15 protein-coding genes are annotated in these 16,429 nt (G+C 33.1%); 8 read left to right on the top strand and 7 right to left on the bottom strand.

The features are described 5' to 3' along the window. The first annotated feature begins 151 nt into the window (after positions 1-151). The gene (gene adhC, locus MKX14_RS04525) at positions 152-1,261 is read left to right on the top strand and encodes an S-(hydroxymethyl)glutathione dehydrogenase/class III alcohol dehydrogenase (protein ID WP_068565842.1); all 1,110 of its coding nucleotides are present in this window, start codon (positions 152-154) and stop codon (positions 1,259-1,261) included. A 55-nt stretch (positions 1,262-1,316) separates the two neighbouring features. On the opposite strand, the gene MKX14_RS04520 is transcribed toward adhC, so the two are convergent. From MKX14_RS04520 to MKX14_RS04495, 6 genes are all read right to left on the bottom strand, one after another. Continuing rightward, positions 1,317-2,288, bottom strand: a complete 972-nt coding sequence (locus tag MKX14_RS04520) for a DUF4882 family protein (protein WP_240281876.1) — start codon at positions 2,286-2,288, stop codon at positions 1,317-1,319. Positions 2,289-2,393: 105 nt separating this feature from the next. Further along, positions 2,394-3,404 (bottom strand): fimbrial protein, encoded by a 1,011-nt coding sequence (locus MKX14_RS04515; RefSeq protein ID WP_240281875.1) that lies wholly within the window; start codon positions 3,402-3,404, stop codon positions 2,394-2,396. After that, the gene (locus tag MKX14_RS04510; RefSeq protein WP_240281874.1) at positions 3,401-5,959 is read right to left on the bottom strand and encodes a fimbria/pilus outer membrane usher protein; all 2,559 of its coding nucleotides are present in this window, start codon (positions 5,957-5,959) and stop codon (positions 3,401-3,403) included. The genes MKX14_RS04515 and MKX14_RS04510 overlap by 4 nt, the downstream gene beginning before the upstream one ends. Positions 5,960-6,017: 58 nt before the next feature. Continuing rightward, entirely contained in the window at positions 6,018-6,752 is a 735-nt protein-coding gene (locus MKX14_RS04505; protein WP_046813621.1) for a fimbrial biogenesis chaperone, read from the bottom strand. An 86-nt stretch (positions 6,753-6,838) separates the two neighbouring features. Further along, positions 6,839-7,372, bottom strand: coding sequence for a fimbrial protein (pilin, locus tag MKX14_RS04500; protein ID WP_000731817.1), 534 nt, complete (start codon positions 7,370-7,372; stop codon positions 6,839-6,841). A 486-nt stretch (positions 7,373-7,858) separates the two neighbouring features. Then, positions 7,859-8,149 carry a hypothetical protein gene (locus MKX14_RS04495; RefSeq protein WP_046813622.1) on the bottom strand — a complete coding sequence of 97 codons (291 nt, stop codon included), beginning with the start codon at positions 8,147-8,149 and terminating at the stop codon, positions 7,859-7,861. A 643-nt stretch (positions 8,150-8,792) separates the two neighbouring features. On the opposite strand from MKX14_RS04495, the gene MKX14_RS04490 reads away from it, so the two are divergent. The 7 genes from MKX14_RS04490 (at position 8,793) to MKX14_RS04460 (ending at position 15,913) form a co-directional block, all read left to right on the top strand. Next, positions 8,793-9,032 (top strand): hypothetical protein, encoded by a 240-nt coding sequence (locus MKX14_RS04490; protein ID WP_240281873.1) that lies wholly within the window; start codon positions 8,793-8,795, stop codon positions 9,030-9,032. Between the two features lie 199 nt (positions 9,033-9,231). Next, the gene (locus MKX14_RS04485; protein WP_169329356.1) at positions 9,232-10,566 is read left to right on the top strand and encodes a site-specific integrase; all 1,335 of its coding nucleotides are present in this window, start codon (positions 9,232-9,234) and stop codon (positions 10,564-10,566) included. Positions 10,567-10,572: 6 nt separating this feature from the next. Beyond that, a complete protein-coding gene (locus MKX14_RS04480) occupies positions 10,573-12,147 on the top strand; it encodes a site-specific integrase (protein ID WP_169329355.1) in 1,575 nt (524 codons plus the stop codon). Then, on the top strand, positions 12,147-14,507 hold the full coding sequence (locus MKX14_RS04475) for a hypothetical protein (protein WP_169329354.1): 2,361 nt from the start codon (positions 12,147-12,149) through the stop codon (positions 14,505-14,507). The genes MKX14_RS04480 and MKX14_RS04475 overlap by 1 nt, the downstream gene beginning before the upstream one ends. A 1-nt stretch (position 14,508) precedes the next feature. Next, entirely contained in the window at positions 14,509-14,946 is a 438-nt protein-coding gene (locus MKX14_RS04470) for a hypothetical protein (protein WP_017897999.1), read from the top strand. Between the two features lie 23 nt (positions 14,947-14,969). Continuing rightward, on the top strand, positions 14,970-15,446 hold the full coding sequence (locus MKX14_RS04465) for a GNAT family N-acetyltransferase (protein ID WP_086384380.1): 477 nt from the start codon (positions 14,970-14,972) through the stop codon (positions 15,444-15,446). Between the two features lie 215 nt (positions 15,447-15,661). Continuing rightward, positions 15,662-15,913 (top strand): type II toxin-antitoxin system Phd/YefM family antitoxin, encoded by a 252-nt coding sequence (locus tag MKX14_RS04460; RefSeq protein ID WP_086384379.1) that lies wholly within the window; start codon positions 15,662-15,664, stop codon positions 15,911-15,913. Positions 15,914-16,094: 181 nt separating this feature from the next. Here the strand turns inward: MKX14_RS04460 and MKX14_RS04455 are convergent, their stop codons facing one another. After that, positions 16,095-16,262 (bottom strand): hypothetical protein, encoded by a 168-nt coding sequence (locus MKX14_RS04455; protein WP_162897182.1) that lies wholly within the window; start codon positions 16,260-16,262, stop codon positions 16,095-16,097. Between the last annotated feature and the right edge of the window lie 167 nt (positions 16,263-16,429).

Here is a 16,429-nt window from a genome sequence, read left to right as displayed (position 1 = left end):
TAGGCTTGCTTAGATGTATCTGACTGGCTATGCTGTGATGGATTGTCATGAAAGCCAATTTTAATTTAAGCAAAATTAAGCTCTTGTATTACCGATATATAATCTATTTTGCTCAACTATAAATACCGAATGATTTAAAGGAAACCCAAAGATGAAATCTCGTGCAGCTGTCGCCTTTGCCCCAGGAAAACCTTTAGAAATTGTTGAAGTTGATGTTGCACCACCTCAAGCGGGTGAAGTTTTAATAAAAATTACCCATACAGGGGTATGTCATACCGATGCTTTTACATTATCTGGAGATGACCCAGAAGGTGTTTTTCCTGCCATCTTAGGTCATGAAGGCGCAGGTGTTGTGGTTGAAGTGGGTGAGGGCGTAACAAGCGTTAAACCTGGTGACCATGTGATTCCACTTTATACGGCTGAATGTAAAGAGTGCTTATTCTGTAAATCTGGAAAAACCAACTTATGTGTTGCGGTACGTGCTACTCAAGGTAAAGGTGTAATGCCAGATGGTACCACACGTTTTTCATATAACGGCGAACCGATTTACCATTACATGGGTTGTTCAACCTTTAGTGAATATACGGTAGTTGCAGAAGTATCTTTAGCAAAAATCAATCCTGAAGCGAATCACGAACAAGTTTGTTTACTGGGATGTGGGGTGACTACTGGTATTGGCGCCGTGCATAACACAGCAAAAGTACAAGAAGGTGATTCAGTTGCCGTATTTGGTCTAGGCGGTATTGGTTTAGCTGTTGTACAAGGTGCACGTCAAGCGAAAGCAGGACGCATTATTGTCGTAGATACAAACCCAGATAAATTTGAACTTGCTAAACAGTTTGGCGCTACAGATTTCTTAAATCCAAAAGATTATGATCAACCTATTCAGCAAGTGATTGTAGAAATGACAGGTTGGGGCGTAGATCATTCATTTGAATGTATTGGTAACGTCAATGTTATGCGCTCGGCTCTAGAGTGTGCACATCGTGGTTGGGGACAATCCGTTATTATTGGTGTTGCTGGTGCCGGTCAAGAAATTTCGACTCGTCCATTCCAGCTAGTGACAGGCCGTAAATGGTTAGGTACTGCTTTTGGTGGGGTAAAAGGCCGTTCACAACTTCCTAAAATGGTCGAAGATGCTATGAAAGGTGAGATTCAACTTGAACCTTTTGTAACTCACACCATGCCTCTACAAGACATTAATACTGCTTTTGATTTAATGCACGAAGGTAAATCAATTCGTACTGTCATTCATTTCTAAATGAAATAAAAAGGGCTGTGATTCAGCCCTTTTTTACCACTTATAGTTTTATATCTTAAATGGCATTACCACACATATCTGTTGTGCCCTGAGGGTAGTTGAACTGTAATGCATTACGGTCAGTAATGAGTTCATTAGACAACTCTTGTCCAAATAATTGATTAGAATATATTCCTATACTACTTGAGACAGAAAAACGTATATTCTCTAGTGGAGCAGGTAAAGTAGATTTATATCCCTGATCAACACCATTTACAATAAAGCCAATCTGCTTAGTGTTCTGATTAATATACACCCCTAATCTTTGATATTCATTTGAATTATTTGTCATGTTTTGACCCTTATAGTATGGACTGTCAGGGCCACTGTCGTCACTAAGTCTGTATGCTACATAATATTTTAATCTAGCAGGATTCTCACCAAAATCTGGATCATACCCCCCCATATCAAACCAATAGTTGGATCTAATTGTATAACCATTATTTGTTACACCACTAAATCTAATGCTAGAGGAGTAATAAGTAGAATTTCCAAGTGATGAACTCCCAAGAGTTGATGTTGGAATTTTAAGTTCCATTTCAAATGCAATAATACCTGTGTGAGGTATCGTTAAATCACCAATTTCATTAGTAGAATTAAAACTAGCTTTACTTGTAGCTACATAATCTACGTAGCCATACTCACTTTCTGGCCTAGGTTCCACTTTAAAACTAAATTTTTGACCATTTATCGATGGGAATATTTTCGTAGGAAAATCAGGGTATTCATTATTCCATACATCAAAATCTTCTTGGGTCGCATCAAAATTATATTTGCAGACTGGGGCAGAGGAATTAAGGGAGGTAGTTTGAGCCAAAAACATTTGAGGCGCTAACTTTTCATTCTTTGCAGTTGGTGAAATGCTTTTAGATACTACTTTTTGGCTAGATTCATTCTGCGATACGGTAGTTGTATTATCAGAAGATACCTCATACATAGCCCAACATAATGTCACTGCACTAACAGCAACTATACCTATTTTTTTCATAAATATTCCTATCGAGTTAACTGTTAAATTTTTAGAAAGTAGTGTTTAAAGTAAAATTTATTATTAATATTTGAAATTATTTGGTTTATAAACTATTGAATATGATTAATCATATTCAATAGTTACAGTAGCCATGGCGCGAACTTTACCAGGCGTAACATTTGCTGCAGTTTGATAGTAGCGGGCAGTCATCGGTACGTTATATTGAAGTATTTGATTAGAAGACAACGAACCTAAAGCTAATTTATCGCCTTTTTTAATGACTTGATTTTTATTTTGATAATTCCAAAGTAACTGCACACCAACACCATTGGCTTTTTCAGAAGTGGCAGCCGTATTTGCCAATACCTGGGTATTTGTGCCGTCTTGGGTAAAGTCGTAACTTAAACTAATAGTGTTTTTCTGTTCATAGCCCACTGGGCTTGTACCACCATTACATAAGAGGTTCATATCAAAGGTTTGTTCGCCTTGAGTTGAGCCAACACCTTTAAATCCTGCTTTTGTTACTGTTGGCAACTGTACAACTTTATTGATATTACCTTGGATTTCACATGAAGATGAAGCAATGGTAATTGCATTAGCATTAACAGTACTTGTTAGGAAAGGTTTATTTGGATAACCACGGATATAATAACTACTATATCTGCCTGGTACTAAGGTTCCTGAACCTGTTTGTGGGGCAATTTTAATGATTTCCACAACAAAGTAACCTGGTGCTAAAGTACGATTGCCAGATATTCCACTACGTACATAAGGATAATAGCCAGAAAAATTAGTATTATTTTCGGCTTCGCGATATAGACGAATACCAATGCCGGGAATATTAGTGGTATAAATGCTATTGCCTAATGAACTTAATGGATAAGCTTGAGTTAATTCAGCAATTACTGAGTCACTATAGTCACAATACTTCGCTTGGGTACCACTACTACTGATAGGAAAAGTCGCTTTTCTTAAAACTGCACCAACTTGATCGCTAGGGCGCACAACGACACGGCCCACAGCCATAAGAACATCATTGTCTTTATAGTCAACCATTATACATGAAGCATTAGTCTCACCATAAACACCAAGGCCAGCCGTAAATAGAGCACTCGTTAATAATATTCTTTTCATTTGCAGACAGCCTCAGTCATTACCATGCTTTGTTGCTTATTTTGCAACTGATTACTAATGTTGTACTCAACTGAACAACGTTCATTGCTTTCGTCACCCCATTTTACATAGAGACTATCTTGAGCAAGTGGGGTACGTAAGTAAATCATACTACCTTGAGCAACAATACCGACAGCTTCATCTTTCTGATTAAAGACTTGAGCAGCAAACGGTAAACTGTTGCCATCAGCAGTTTTACTATTAATGTAAACTGCATAACCTGTTTTGGTTGCAAAATCTACTTTAGCAATTGCACCAGCAAAAGGCGCAATACGTTGACTAGTTTCTTCAAGCTCTACTTGGCTCGACATTTCTTGTGGGTCAAGGGTAATGTCATTAAGACGATACGGAGTAACATAAGGAACTACTGCATAACCCGCTTTGTTCACGCTCAAACCAACAGCATTATTAACTTTTGCTCCAGCAGCTTCTGGTGCATGCACAAGTACCATTGTTTGACCTTGTTCAGGTCCAAATAAAACACCTTCTGAATGTGCAACTACACTACCAGTTAAGCTAACCATCGCTTGTTGGTAAGAATCAGCCACACTATAAGATCCACCAACAGTTGTATAGTTGGTACGATAACGTCCATTTACGTTAAATGATGGATTTGAATAGTCCTGATGTGACATTGAAGCGCCGTAACTAAAGCGATCTCCAACCATACCACTTGCACCAATAGTACGACTGTCTTCAGAAGCAGTAACGTTAACGTTGACTGAATTCTTTTTGAAATCAATCGGGAACGATAATGTCATTAAATATTCAGTATCGTGTGTTTGATTGGTTGAGCCATATTCAACTTTACGGTTAATTGCAGATAAACCATAAGTTAAACCATGGAAATTATTACTGTAACCAACCTGATATTGTTTAGTACTTTCACTACGGTTCCAATAATCAACCCATGAACCTACTACATAGAAGTTACCCCAACCTTCAGGTAACCCTTGGTTTAAGGTAATTTGGAATTCGCTACGTTGGCGACCAGCAGAGTAGGTATTAATACCTTTTTCTTCAAAATCGCGAATCTGTAGAGCATCACGTAATTTATAGAAGTTTTCTGTTGAGTAACGATAAGCTGCTAGTGTTAAGTTTGTGTTGGTTGGAGTAATCAACTTACTATAACTTAAACGGAAACTTTGTCCTGACTGTGAAGACTGTTTTTCAAATTCAGCTTCAGAGTGGGTAATATCTAATGCCACGGCACCAATTGGTGTAGCAAAAGCGGCACCCAACAGTATAGCGGCATAATTTTCAGTTGCTTGTATGCCTGTATAACCTGTTAGGTAATTATTAATCCCTTGTTGATATTTACCTTGAACAACCCAAGGATCAATATCAATGTCTGAATCGCGGAACTGCCCGATAGTTAAAGCATAACGATTCATGCCAGGGCGCAGCATCTGCACAACAGATGCGTAAGGCACAGCAAACTTTTGTATTTCACCATTCGCTTCAATAACAGAAACTTCAATCTCGCCACCAAAACCAGTAGGGTAAAGGTCATTAATTTCAAAGTTACCTGGTGCTACCGTTGTTTGATAAATAAGTTGACCTTGTTGACGAACTTCAACTTTTGCATTGGTTTTAGCATTACCACGAATACGCGGAGCATAACCCACCATACTATTTGGCAACATTCGGTCATCACTTGAGAAATCGATACCACGATAACCATATGAATCAAATATTTCGCCGTTTGTAAAACTATCGCCTAGCGTTAAAACACCACGGTATTTAGGGAATGCTCGCTGTAAGTAAGTACTTGTTTCTTCGTAGCTTGATTTAGATTGATTTTCGGCAGGGGTATCTTGCCATTGCCACTGGCCATTATGACGTAATTGCCATCCAGCTAAATTTAGCCCAGCAGTCACTCCCATAAACGCATTTGAAGTTTCTCGTATATCGCCAGATTGATTAAAAGTCTTATATGCACTACCGTTATAAGATAAAAATCCAGCATTAATACCACGATCCCATACACTTGGATCGACATAGCCTTGCGCATTTTTTTGCAAAGCAACTTGTGGAATAGAAATATCTACACGTAAACGAGAGGTATCAAACTCATAAAATGCATTTTCAACCCATTCTTCAATTTTATAACAACTACTATTTTCTTTTTGAAGGGTAGTGTGCTGCGATAGAACTTCTTGTTTTACACCATATTCAAGAAGATTATTTCCAGTAAAACACGTTACAGCATTTTTATTTGGATCTAATGCTTTAAAAAACATGCGACGTTTGCCAAACCATTGGCCATTTACATAAACGTCAACGTTATATTCGCCCGGTAAAACAGGATTACCATATTTAAACCGAGAAATATCAACTTTTTGTGCATCACCAATTAAAAAAGCAGAATCAAATTCAGCTTCCACTGGTGCACTCGCGGCTGTTTCTTCAGCATGCACGAATACAGGCATTGTCATTGTGACAACACCAGAAGCCAAGTAATAACAAATATGGCGTTTTAATAATTTATAAGATTCTTGCCTTTTTTTTGGCATAACTAAGTCCGCCTACTCACATAATAGGTGCTTAAATTTATTAAAAAGATAAATCTGATTACTGAAGTTTTATTTGGTGTTCGACTCGACCACCGTAGTCATTGACATTCATAAAACTCATATCTTGAAGATTGCCATTCTTAAGCTGAACAGACTCTTCAGAAAAAGGTTTAATCATTAAACCTTGAGGTAATAAATCAACTTTTTTATCACCAACCTTCTGATAAACAGAAGTCATTGTGATATGAAAAGGTGTTGGATTTTTTACCTTTAAATTTTGACCAGATTTAACCCATTGAAGCTTATCAGCTGCTAAATTCGCATCTTCTTTAATTGAAGCTGGGCGATAGAAGAATTTAATTCGTGAACGAATTGCTAATTGCAGAAAATTATCAGGAGTCGCATTTTCGCCTTTTGATGTTGGTCTTGGAGGAATATCCAAAACATTCAACCACAAAACTGTTTCTTGCTTTTGATTTAGCTGAGAAGCCGTTGGCAAAGCAGTAATACGAAGCGTCTGACTTTTTGTTGCTTCAACACGAGAAATAGGAGGAGCAATCATAAAAGGAACTTTTGATTGATCCGGTGTGCTTTTTGAGTCGCCTTCATCAAGCCATGCTTGGACAAGTGCTGGTTTTGAACCGTTATTACTAACTTGTAGTGTAACTTCGCGAGCATCCGAAGGATAAATTACACGAGTGCCATGAATTACAATTTCTGCTTGCGTAACAGGTGCAACAATTGCTGAAGTAAGTGTCAAACCTAACAAAAAATTATAACTGTTCAATTTCATTTCAGAATTCACAACCAAGAAAGATTCGGGAAAGCACCACAAAAAGAGGGCTTCTATGCGAACACAGAAACCCCACCATCAATTAATTATTGATAGATAATTGTGTATTGAACAGAAGTATTTACTTTACCAGCAGTAGAAGCGCCAGTTGCATAGTATTCAGCATAGTAGTTAAGGTCTGCGCTACCAGCTGCAGCTACGTCAACCCATTGTGAGTTAGCTTGAGCACCGTTCGCACCAGCAGCAAGAACTGGGATGAAGTTGTTGTTGCTACCTAAAAGTTGAACGTTAACGTTTTTAGCACCAGTAGCGTCTTTGTTAAGTAAGCGACCAGTATTAAAGTCAACGTTAGCACCTGGTTCGAAGTAAGTAGCTACTTTACCTTCAGAACAGTTAGCTAATTTAATTTGGAAAGGAGTACGACCAGCAACATCCCCAGCAACAGCTAAAGTTTGCTTAGAAACAGTTGGAAGAGTAACTGTGAAGTCTTTACCAGCTGGAGTAACGATGTCACAAGTTTTGTCTGTAACTAAACCATTAATTGTAATTGTACCATCAGCAGCTTGAGCATTCGCAATCCCTACAACCGAAAGAGCAGCGATCAAAGCAAGTTTTTTCATAGTGTTTTCTCAAAAGTCTGGATAAAAGTTTATTTCCTTACTTTTCCAGTGTTTGACATCTTGAAAAGTAATGCGGCGATATTAACACTTCTCAAACAAAATGCAAACCAGATCACATTATTTTTTAATAATTTTAATTGATCCATGCTTTTTATTTGGGACACAGACCACCCATTAATAACACACATCATTGTTTTTGAAAGTTTTTTTGTTTTATGAAAAAGAGAAAAAGAAAAGCTATGAACAGAAGCAATTTACATAAGAATACGATGTAAGTAGAAAAGAATTAAACAAATTATGTGAAAAATAAGCTTAAATTCTTAGAATACAATTATATAGAATAAATTCTGTATATGCATACAGAAAAAACATAAAAATAGTCATTTTTTATGAAAAAAGAGTGATTCATCAATCAATTCATCAAAACATGCGATGAATTCGACAAATCACTCTTTCTCAAACTTATTTCAATAATAAGTTTGGATATTAGTGATAATTAATAACCACCACTTTGCGATTAGAACCTATACTTTCAATGCTAGTGTCCATTTTCTCAGTATGTTGAGCTAGGTTAGAAAGACTATTTTTATTTAAATATTCACTATCAAGTTTAATATTTAAATTGTTTACATCAACACATTCTATCTCGCTATGCTGTGTTGAGCATGTATCTTCAACAATATTTCCTCTTATCATTATTGTGTTATTTGCATAACAAAATAATGGGGAAGTGGAAAGCACCATCAGAATAAAAAGTTTAAAAATATTATTTTTCATTTTATATACCTATTTATAAAATAGTTTATATATATTTGATACAATATTTTTAATTCAAAAACAATCATTAAGTTTAAATCAAGAAAAATTATTAATTTTCATGTGATATAAATCACATTAACCATTTTAAATAATGTAATAGTTAGAATTCTTAAATAACATTAATCCTTTAATTATTTAAAAACAAATATAATTAATACAACTTATTGATATTTATATAATTTTAAAAATAAAAGATTAACAAAAAAACAGAGTAACATAAAAACATCATATGATATATGATTAAATATTTAATAAATATGTAATTTATTATTTTACCTCTAATATTTATATTGCAAAATTACTACAGAGTAATAAGATACCAATTTTATTTAAAATGTGACTAATTTAACTTTATTATAAATTAATTACGCTTTATTTATTAAAAATTATTACGCACCGCAAATATATTGAAACTCATCACACTTTTCTAATATATTGAGGAGTGAAATGTATTTTTCTAACTACAATTTAAATATGTCCGACTTTTTAAGACAGAACAATATTAATTAGAGATATGAGTTAGAGAAAAGCGTAGCAGTGTTTAAACGCGACATCATTAAAAATTATTTAAAGAAGCACATGTATTTGAGATAAAGGCATAATGAATATTCGTTTAGCTTTAGAGTTAAAGAAGTTTAGTCGTGGACTTGAGCAAATGGTGCCATGTTCACAGGCAGTTAAATTTGATGAAGAACATCATCATTTAGTTGAGTTTTATAAGTGTTATTTGAATAAAAAAATCTTTATTCCAGTGACGTTGTCATCAATGGACAGTAACATTTTTTATCGTACTAGTGGTGATGGTAAGGCGTTACAGTTAGAAGAAAAGAAAACACCATAATCAAAATCTTAATATTATCAAATGCTTAAATATGAAGCATGACGCATAATGTATATTATGTTAAATTGAGTTCAAGATACTTTAAGTTCATAGACCTCTTTACTTAACCTAAAATCAAACACTTATATAAAATAATATTTCACATTCATCTAACTTATGTTTATATTCTATTTACTTCATAAAGTTCTTGGTACTGAGAATGTTTGTCGTAAAAACAATTAAACTTTCAAAAAAGTATTCAAATCAAAATCGTATAGTTCTGTTGTTTGATACTTCAACAACATTGCCTTGCCTCTATCCTTTACTCTATTCTACGGTAGTATTGAGATTTCAAAGTTTTGCGACACAACAGTCGGATCTGCTGGCACTAAAATTTTGGTATGAATTTTGGTATCAGAAATATTCGACTTCTTTTTGTGAAACATTTTTATCGTCCCAGTATGAGCCTGAAATTTTTTTGAATGAAATTGATAACTTCATTGTTTTCTTAGAAAATAATAAAAAGTTAGAAGTAAATTTGATTCGATTACGATCAAATATTGATGTTAACTATATGACTATTACACAACGTTTGAGGTCATTGTTTAAGTATTTCACATATCTTTTAGATGAATATTGGAATGTACGCTATCAAGATATTACAATCAAAGAGTTAACTAATCGTAGAAAAAAAATAGATTTGTTTTTACTTAATAAAAAAAGGAATTTTAGTAAGTTTTCTAAACGTAGTATAACTGTAAAAAGTGAAATTAATCATAGCTTTAAAAGTTTAACCCAAGAAATGGCGGTTATGCTTTATAAAATTATTCGTCCAGACCAGGCTACTAATATTAATCTAGATAATCCATTCTCAACAAAATCACATCAACTTCGTAATTTTCTCATTGTTCATCTTATGATGAACTACGGTTTACGGGTTGGTGAACTAATGCTTCTCACAAAAAGATCAATAAAAAAATCCCTTAATTCTGACTCATATAGTCTCATAATAACTAATACGGATGATGAACATGATTCCAGACAGAGAAAACCTAGCATAAAAAACGAGCAATCTTATAGAGTTATAAAACTAGATTGTATGGATTATAAGTTTTTGAGGCTGTACATAGAAAAAATAAGGAATTTTAATGATTCAGATATCTTGTTTACATCACTGAAACCTCCCTACTCTCCACTGAGCTACTCATCCATTAACGCAATTTTTAATATAATAGAACAAACCTTTAGGACCTTACATCCTATATATTTTGATGATATAAATATCGATTCGATTCAGAAGTTAACCCCACATGTATGTCGTCATACATGGGCATATATGACTTTGGCTTTTGCTGTAAAAAAATATCGAAACGACAGTAAATATACCTTAAATCAAAGTAATGATGAAATTATGCAAAAAGCACTAGAAGATCTACGTGTCTTGGGTGGTTGGAGTGCTAACAGTATAATGCCAAATTACTATGCAAAACGATTCATTGTTGATAGTGCCAATTTTATAAATTTACAACGTATATCACAAGAATTATGGGAATAATAAGTAATGGAGCAATTTGACCTTTTTGAAGATTCTCAAGAACAACATTCTGTATCGGTTTTTAATGATCGTCAGATGATAGCTCTTCAGGATCTAGATAAAAAAATACCAAAAGTTGTTAAATTTTTAATTGCAGATAAATTTGACGATAAGTTCATCAATTCTACAAATAATATTTGGAAATTTTATTATTCTGGTCAGACAGAAAAATTAGATTTCTCAATTTTTTCTGAAAATGAAACAACTTTAGCTAAATTTTTTCTGATAGCCTTTGTTCAAAAAAATACACCATCTTTTTTGAGTAGAAAAATCTATTCTTTTAACTTTTTAATTAATTATCTAAAAAATAGAAATTTACATTTAAATTATGAAAATTTAAAAAAATTATTGATAGAAATTGCCCTCCAAGAAAATCATCAGAATACTTATGCTCATATAAAATTTTTGCTGAGACTTTTAATTTTAGAAGACTTTCCTAACTTTGATATTGAAGATGATTTTGAACTTGAGTTTATTCCTAGACCTAAATCTTTTAATTCAAATTTATTCTATCAGGAATATGAAGATACGATAGATTACCCTTTAATTTCAATGATTCAACAAGGTTTTATTAAGTTAAACCAAGGTATTAAAGATAATTTTCAAAGTATTGATAATCAAGAACTACTTTACTCATCAATACTTGGTTTAGTGTATGTAACTGGTCTTAGACCTGTTCAATTAACTAAATTATCGGTACAAGATATAAAAGTAGACACTACACGTACGATAGATCAATTCCATCGCTATAGTGTACTAATTCCCTATGCAAAACAAGCAAGATATGTACATGAGAAAATAGCTGTAAAGCTACCAGAAGAAATTGCTGAAATTATTCTTTCATATATAGAAAGGTTTAACTTATATCCAGATGAAAAATTATTTGATATGGGCGAAAATGCAGCTCGTTTCTGCTCGAAGGCTATTAACACTCAATTATTTGCTTTTTCGCCAAAATCATATCGAGATGCTGTTTTAGCTGGAGAAATGATTAGACAAAAATACTCATTTTCAGACTTTAGACATCATGTTGGTTATAGTCTAGCTATGGCTGGCTCTTCAGCTGAAGAAATAGCATATATCTTAGGTCACTCATCAGTCGTGACAGCAAGGCATTATATTTTCTCTACACCCCAATTAGCACAAATTAGGGCCCAAGCTTTAGGTAGAAATTCTTTATATAAACACATGATTGCTATGTTACTTACTGGACGTTTGGTTTATAAACAAGAATGGAAACACAAAAAAGTAATGGGCAATATTGGCCATAAAATTCATTATGACATCGGTGGCTGTTCTTACAATGATAAATGCCTATTTCAACCTGTGCGCAACTGCTATGGATGTATATATTTTCACCCTTTTATTGATGCTAACCACACTAATGTTTTAGAAAGTATTCAATGTGAAATTAATGATCTGATTAGATTATCCGATGGTATAGGCGTTTCAAGAAATCCATTAATTAGAGTCCATGAATCAACAAAATTTGAAATTGAATCAGTAATTGTTCGTTGTAAAATACAGAAGGATGGCATTTGATGAATCTTGAAAAGTATAAGACTTTTATAAACGAACAGAAAAAATTTTTTGATGAAAATATTCAAAAAAACTTTAAATGGTCATGGGATGACCCTGAATGGTCCGGAGGAGAAATTGGTTCAGGGTGGTTGCTTTCACGAAGTGGAAAAACAAGATTTTCCTTTCCGACAGGGAAAAGATTGAAAGGAATAGATGACTTTTCAATAGATATAAAATATCAAGAATTTATGAAAGCAGTGATGGTTCTTAGTTATAGAAAAGCTAACTCACAAACATCACCACAGAAATTATATGCAGAGGTTCTTATTCTTAAGCGTTGGTATAATATATTATATGAAAACAATATAGAAAACCCCCATCCCTGCTATTTATCAACGCTCACGTTAGAAAAATCATTTAAAATATTAGCTGAAAATTCAAGTAAAACGAATCTTCCCGACCATGCGGGTACATATCTTAGATTACAGCAAATGCTAAACCATTATGGTTTTACTGAAAAACCATTAGAATTCTCTAAAAAATTTTTATACTTAAACCCACAAAATAGAACCCCTAATGCTAGAAAAACAAAGGCCCTAATAGAACAATTAGAACTAGATGAAGATGAATTAAACAAAGAAAAGTTGATTTCTATTCAGACTTTTTTAAATATTGTTTCGCTAATCAATTTATGTGAAACAAATGGTGAAAAAATTGTACTGAATCTTTTACTTTTACTTATTATAACAGGTTTACGCTCAACAGAAGCACTACTTCTAAAAACTGATGCTTTAATCAAACAACCTATAATTGATCCAGTAACTAAAAAACATGTAACTCTAGATGGCATTAAACAATATACTCTCGGTATTCAATATCATGGTGCAAAAGGCTCAGGTTTCCGGATTCATTGGGTTGAGCCTTTGGCTGTAAATTTGGTAGAAAAAATATTTCAATCTGTTTTAGAACTTACAAAAGAATACAGAGAATATATTAGATATTTAAGATCAAAAAAATGTATTAATTTTTTACCCAAGGCAATAGATGAGATTGGAGCCGATTATATTGAATTAGATGATTTAATAGGAACGGTTTTTAGATTAAGGGCTAAAAATGAATACAGTGGGTATACTGAGAAAAGTGGTATAGCGGCACAGCGTTTTGTAGTTCTAACCTCATTAAATAAAGTACCTATTTTTAAGAGAGTTAAGGAAGAAAGAATAAAAACATTTTATTTAAAAAAAGATATTAATAATTTTATTATATCACTAACACCCAATTATTCTTCAGATTGTCCACTCTCCCATATATTTAACTATGAAGGCAAGATGGAGAATTTGAAATACGAGGATTTATTATTCATTCATGAGTATAAATCAACTACACTAAAAAGAAATTTTTCTCATATTACAAATATTATTCCTTTATCTGTGGTTATTTTAAATAATTTTTTAGGTTCGAGAAATGGTAAAAGTTCGAATATTTCTGTATTTGTTAAATATAATTTAATGGAAAATGATAAAGAACATACATCATTAACAAGCCATCTACCACGGCATAATATTAATACTTTCCTTGCTTTAAGCGGATTATCTGAACATTTACAAGCAATGCTGATGGGACGTATAGACATTAAGCAAAATCAGTATTATCAACATTTAGCATTAAAGCAACGTAAAGCCACAGCTAGTTTGCTGGAAAAACATGAATTGGTACTTTATGAGAATGATAAACAAGAACTCAAGCTAGACTATCCAATTGATTCTATTAAACATGATGGATTAATGTACTTTTCAGAAAAATTGGATCTAGAAAATAATTTAAAGATGAATTTACAAACATTTGACTCGAAAAATGAAGTAGCGAGTTATGTAAAGGAATCTTTCTTTGATGAATATTTTCAAGATATCGCAGAATCATTTAATGAATTAGTTAAAGAAGATCAATCATTAGCCAACGCATTAGTTCAACGCCATGCTTGTTTGCATCCTTTACCTTTCGGTGGTTGTATGCGTGAAGTCGCTGTACACGATTGCCCTAAGCGTCTTGCATGTCAATCAGGTGAACAATGTGGAAACTTTGCTTTAACTGGACGGAAAGGTGAATTAGAAGCTCTAGAATACATTCTGAATAAATTACACGATGAGTTTGCACATATAGAACAAACTGTTGTCCAAGATTTATCCTATAAAGAAATGCATGAAAATTTACGTCAAAAAATACTCTATTTAACTGACTTAAAAACTAAAGCATTTAATAGGCAAAATAGTTTAACTCCTATTCCCATTTTTCATTATGGAGATGCGATCTCTAAATTACCAAGCACATTAAGTGAACTTTTCGCTATTGAACAACAAAAAATTGAGTCTAAGGGAGCCTGATATGTTACGTGGTAAACAACTGGATGAAGTCATCGAACAAGAATTACAAATTATGTTGGTTGAAGGTTTTGAGAAATCTCCCATTTCGCACAAGGCTCTTCATAGTCGGCTAACGGCTAAGGGGTATATATCAGGTGGGCTAAGTACTTTGAGTTCTGCTGAACGGAGGAAGCTTATATCTTTGTATGTATCTGAGCAGATTTCACCACTAAATCTAAAGAATAAGGAACAACAACTTTATGTGAATAAAAAAACTAGACAGGCTCTTACTGATACGAATAAAAATCTACGCATACAAATTGATGATTTGGAATCACAACTTCATCAGAATACAGAAACACTTATAGATATCATTGAAGAAGTAAAACTAAGAACGAATTTGAAAGTAGATCATCTATTAGCTCCTCACCTCCTCAAAAAATACCTTTCATTTAAATAGATTTACTACCCAAGGAAACTTTAATGCTAAATTATGCTGAGACTCTTGTTATAAAAAAGGATGAAATGCTTGCATTTGAAGATTTATTAAAAGAATTTATGGTTAATGTACTACGATTAGCACCTAAATCTATAAGAATAAGTGGCATTGCATCTGAAAGTAAATGCGTAAATATTAAAGTTACCGTACACAACCCTAATAATGATTTTTACTTTAGGTTAGGATACTTCGATGAAAATAGTCAAAACAAAGCAATTATAGTTGCAAGATTAGGATTTAAAACTCCTAGAAAAGGTTTTGGTACGAAATTAATCAAAGAGTTGTGCATCTTTGGCAAGAAGTTTGGTTATTCTTTTCTAAGCATTGAATGTCCTAATAAAGACTGTCAAAAATTCATGTTGAAATTAGGTTTTAAAAGTAACCAATACAAAATTGAGGTGCAAGAGCTATTACTCTTAATAGAGAGTAGACATAAGACTCCTATACTTCTCGAACACTAGTCTGTGTGTAATGGTTTAAAAAACTAGTCAGCAAAACAAAGATGTATGTTTCACCCTAAATAAAGGGATACTTCATTTGGGCTGACTACATATTTCAGTAATGTACTAGTCATTCTTACTAAATCTATATATTAAATAGTATCCAAAGACTTTGATGAAACCTCTTTTCTGTAATTAATTAAGTACAAATATTCTTAATTAATTTAGGTGTATAAATGAAGGTTGTTACCTATTATGATTTACGGAAGAATCTAGAACATTTACTAGATAGTGTTATTGATGACCATACCCCAGTACTTGTCACTAGACAGAATAAGCAAACGGCTGTATTGATTAGCTTAGATGATTTCAATGCCTATGAAGAAACTTTACATTTACTTAAAAGTCCTAAGAATGCAAAAAGATTGCGTGACCCAATTGCTCACATCGAAACAGGTAAAACAATTAAAAATGAGCTGATTAAATAATAATTTTAAATTGGACTGTCCAAGCTTTGTATGATTAGCTATATTGTTAGACCTGCCCCCTTGAAACCTGACTTATATGGTACGTATAAGAGCTAGTGATTGCCATATTCAGTATATTGTAGGATAGACAAATTCAGCTCAGATTTGAGCAAATAAATATAAAAAATTGATTAAAAGAGACTTATTTTCTAAAAATAACATGACTTATAGAATCTACTCCTACCACACAAAAAACTCCATTTTGATCAGCTTTAAAGTGCTTAATTGGACTTTGCTCCAATCTTGCAATCTCTATAAGATCTTCTACCATTTGTTTACCAAGTTCTTCTCTTTTTTCATTTTCTAACATATTTAAAATCTCTCCCATATGATCTTATTTAATTTCAGGATAAATTATTAAAATTTTATTTGTTTTTTGATGTTTGTCAACATGAATTAAACTTTGATAAACATATGTTCGGAACTGACCAATGAGTAGAGCAATTTAAAAAATCTTTTAAATTTAGTAATTTATGG

The organism is Acinetobacter pittii, assembly GCF_022449185.1.
Lineage (GTDB): Bacteria > Pseudomonadota > Gammaproteobacteria > Pseudomonadales > Moraxellaceae > Acinetobacter > Acinetobacter pittii_I.
This window is presented reverse-complemented; position numbering and strand designations above follow the sequence as displayed.